We start from the raw sequence: 3,820 nt of genomic DNA, 5'->3' as shown, positions 1-3,820 counted from the left end.
GCAATTCGCCAAGGCCGCCGGCGCCCGGGTCATCGCCACCTCATCCGACGAGCAGAAGCTGGAAAGGCTCAAGCGCCTCGGAGCCGACGCCGTCATCAACTACAAGTCCGTCCCGGACTGGGGCCGCAAGGCCAAGGATCTGACGGGCGGGCGCGGCGTCGATCACGTGATCGAGGTCGGCGGACCCGCCACGCTGGCGCAGTCGATTATCGCCTGCCGCACGGGCGGTCACATCGCGCTGGTCGGCGTCCTGACCGGCTTTGCGGCGGAAGTGTCTATCCCAGCCCTGTTTTCCAACCAGATCCGCATCAGCGGCATTTCCATCGGCAGCCGGGCCGACCAGGAGGATATGATCCGCGCGATAGAGTCCAACAGGCTGAAGCCCGTCATAGACCGCCACTTTCCGCTGCAGGACATCGCCACCGCCTTCGCTCATTACGAATCCCGAAAGCATTTCGGCAAGGTCTGCCTTGACGTTTGAGCGTTCTCCGCCAGCAGCACGATGAAGGGGACCGCCGGGGCCGCGCCTCGTCGTGATCCTGCCTAGGTCGCGATGTCGTTGACCGGCAGCAGGGGCTTGGGAAGGTCGCTCTCGCCGAGCCCGCTACGCAACTCGATCTCGATGTCGCGGCAGATCTGCGAGATCGGAACGTCGTTGGCATTGCCCTCGAACGGGTTGGCGCTGCTTTCGCCGACCTGGTCGAGAGACATGTAGGCCCAGCCGAGCAGCGTGCTGAACGGGATCGTCAGCCAGATCGCTATCGACCCGAGCGCGCCACCCAGTTTGCCCATATCGGCAAAGACGGGAACGACCCCGAACGGCAACAGTGTGCAGAAGATCATGACGAACATCGAACTGACGATGGCGTATTGCCGGGGATAGGGATTGTTCTTGATGCGATCGCAGCGCGCCTGCTGGTCATGGAAGTCGCGGATCAGCTTGGTCAGTTCGCCATAGATCTGAGGAGGGAGCTTTGTGTCCTTGAACAGCGCATTGACCTGGACAGATTGCAGTTCGAGCAGGGCTATCGCCGGCTGGGGCGATTTCAGGACGTCCTCGGCCTGTTCGGCGAGCAGCGGACGCAATTCGTCGCCGACCGAGCTCGCATCCTCATGGATACGGTAGCGCCGCCGGTATTCGATATTGGCGGCCCGCGCCATGGACTCCCATGGCATCGGCCGGCGCAGGGAAAAGCGCAATGCCGTCATCCAGGCGATGTGGCGATAGATGAGCTGTCTGGCCGTCGGCGCGTCGAGGAAATCCCTGCAGAAATTGGACCACAAACGGCTGCTGGCCGTAATTTGCGTAAAAGCCTGCAGCGCGTCGCTGCTGCGGGTGAACACCTGCGAATTCTTGAACCCGGCGACGAGTGACACGGTGGTGCCAAGCACCAGCACCACCGACCATGGCACCGAAAACCCGGCGATGCCTGGAAGACGGTAGGCCGCCACGGCCAGACCGCTCACCACCACCATGTAGATGACGCTGCGCCGCGACCACAGCGCGAAATCGATCAGTTTGTAGGAACGGCCTACATACATCGTATCCCCTCAACTCATCGATAGGTCTGGTTTTGCACGGCCGGAATCTGGTCGCCTCATTGTGCCTTTGCAGCCCCGAACCGCAACCCGTCCATCAACAGCTTGACCAGCCGGCGCGAGCGGTCGCGCCATTCGGGGGTGTCGGGCGCTGAATAGATGCCGCCCAGCGCGTGCAGCACGTCGGAAGCGTCGACGTCGCCGCGGATGGTGCCGTCGGCCACCGCCGCCTCGACCAGGCGTCGCAAGGCTTGCGACACCCGGCCGAACGTGTCGGAAAACAGCGTCGAATTGGTGGTGAGCACAATGCGCAGGCTGGTCGCCAGGCCGCGCTTGGTGGCGATGTAGTCGACGAAGCGCTGCATCCACTGTTCCAGCGCGACATCGGACGGATGTTTTTGGGCAAGCTCGCCGGCGGCCGCGCACAGCGCCTCCACCTCACGACGATAGACCACCTCGACCAGATGCTCGCGCGTCGGGAAATGCCGGTAGAGCGTGCCGATGCCGACGCCGGCGCGGCGCGCGATCTCCTCCAGCGAGCCATCGATGCCGCGCTCGGCAAAGACTGACACCGCCACCTCGACCAGCCGGTCGCGGTTGCGCCGCGCATCGGCGCGCAGCGGCTTTGCGTCTACGGCCTCGGCCTTCTGTTCAGCAATGGCGGACGGCTCGCTGGCCAATTTTTTCTCCACATCGTGTCAGGGGGCTTGAATCCGGCAGGGTCAGCCACCACGTAATAAACGGAGGCGCCTCCGTTTTAGTGGAGCACCTTTATCATATAATCAGGAGAACCGGTATGTCACGTCTTTCGAACACGCAAGCCGACATCTCCCCTGCCCGCCTGCCTCGCGGGAGATCCGCCATCTCCGCTTTCGCCGTCAAGACCTGACCGAACAGTTACCTTGCCCTTCTGCGGCAAGGCACCAGTTCAATCCCATCCGCGTCAAGCAACTGGAGCCAGACGCCCATGACCAGCCTTCCCATTACCCTCACCATCAATGGCCACCGACACCAACTGGAGGTCGATCCACGCGTAACCCTGCTCGACCTGCTGCGCGAGCGGCTCGATCTCACCGGCACCAAGAAGGGCTGCGACCGCGGCCAATGCGGCGCCTGCACGGTGCTGGTCGACGGCAAGCGCATCAACTCATGCCTGGCGCTGGCGGTCAGCCATGACGGCGCCCAGGTCTTGACCATCGAAGGCGTCGCCAACGGCGAGGAACTGCATCCGGTGCAGGCCGCCTTCATCGCCCATGACGGCTTCCAGTGCGGGTTCTGCACACCCGGCCAGATCATGAGCACGCTCGGCCTGATCGCCGAGGGACAGGCCGGCGACGATCCCGAACGCATCCGCGAGGGGCTGAGCGGCAACATATGCCGCTGCGCGGCCTATGGCGGCATCGTCGAGGCCGTCCTGGAAGCCCAGCAACAGCTTGTCAAAGCCGACCGGAGGACCGCGGCATGAGAGACTTCGATTACATCAGGCCCGCCACCATTCCCGACGCCATCGCCGCGGCAGCCGAGCCGGGCTCGGCCTATCTCGCCGGCGGCACCAATCTGCTCGACCTGATGAAAGGCGGCATCACCAGTCCCGAGCGTATCGTCGACATCTCCCGGCTGCCGGAACTCAACCGCATCGAACGGCTGGACGATGGTGGCCTGCGCATCGGTGCGCTGGTGCGTAACGCCGACCTTGCCTACCATCCGGCGTTCGCCAAATCCTATCCGGCGGTGGCCGAGGCGCTGCTGTCGGGCGCTTCGGCGCAGCTTCGCAACGCCGCCACCGTCGGCGGCAATCTGTTGCAGCGCACGCGCTGCAGCTATTTCTACGACACCGCCAGCGCCTGCAACAGGCGCCAGCCAGGCACCGGCTGCGACGCGCTGGAAGGCGAAAACCGCCTGCACGCCGTGCTCGGCTGGAGCGACGCCTGCATCGCCACCCACCCGTCGGATTTCTGCGTGCCGCTGGTGGCGCTCGACGCCGTGGTCGAGATCGAAGGCAAGAAGGGCCGGCGCCATGTTTCGCTGGAGGAATTTCACCGGCTTCCCGGCGAAACGCCGCAGCGGGAGAATGCGCTGGAGCCCGGCGACCTGATCGTGGCGGTGCGCCTGCCGGCGGAGGCTGCCTCCTTCTCCGCCAATGCCCGTTACCTCAAAGTCCGCGAACGCACCTCCTATGCCTTTGCCGTCGTATCGGCCGCGGCAGCGCTCGTCGTCGACGGCGGCAAGATCCGCGCCGCAAGGCTGGCGCTGGGCGGCGTCGCGGCTAAGCCGTGGCGGG

At 64.7% G+C, this 3,820-nt stretch carries 5 protein-coding genes; 3 read left to right on the top strand and 2 right to left on the bottom strand.

From position 1 onward, the window contains the following. A partial coding sequence (locus EN994_RS21885) for an NAD(P)-dependent alcohol dehydrogenase (RefSeq protein ID WP_164746066.1) occupies positions 1-481 on the top strand: 481 nt, incomplete at its 5' end. A gap of 62 nt (positions 482-543) precedes the next feature. Here EN994_RS21885 and EN994_RS21880 read toward each other — a convergent pair. Both EN994_RS21880 and EN994_RS21875 read right to left on the bottom strand, forming a co-directional pair. Further along, positions 544-1,542, bottom strand: a complete 999-nt coding sequence (locus EN994_RS21880) for a bestrophin family ion channel (RefSeq protein ID WP_063168584.1) — start codon at positions 1,540-1,542, stop codon at positions 544-546. Positions 1,543-1,598: 56 nt separating this feature from the next. After that, positions 1,599-2,219 (bottom strand): TetR/AcrR family transcriptional regulator, encoded by a 621-nt coding sequence (locus EN994_RS21875; RefSeq protein ID WP_024501664.1) that lies wholly within the window; start codon positions 2,217-2,219, stop codon positions 1,599-1,601. A 287-nt stretch (positions 2,220-2,506) separates the two neighbouring features. Here EN994_RS21875 and EN994_RS21870 point away from each other — a divergent pair, with 287 nt between their 5' ends. After that, a complete protein-coding gene (locus EN994_RS21870; protein ID WP_013530705.1) occupies positions 2,507-3,004 on the top strand; it encodes a (2Fe-2S)-binding protein in 498 nt (165 codons plus the stop codon). After that, positions 3,001-3,820 (top strand): xanthine dehydrogenase family protein subunit M (locus EN994_RS21865; protein WP_164746065.1); only part of this gene is annotated, 820 nt, incomplete at its 3' end. The genes EN994_RS21870 and EN994_RS21865, both read left to right, overlap by 4 nt.

The organism is Mesorhizobium sp. M7A.F.Ca.CA.002.09.1.1, from assembly GCF_003998555.1.
GTDB classification, from domain to species: Bacteria; Pseudomonadota; Alphaproteobacteria; order Rhizobiales; family Rhizobiaceae; genus Mesorhizobium; species Mesorhizobium ciceri.
This window is presented reverse-complemented; position numbering and strand designations above follow the sequence as displayed.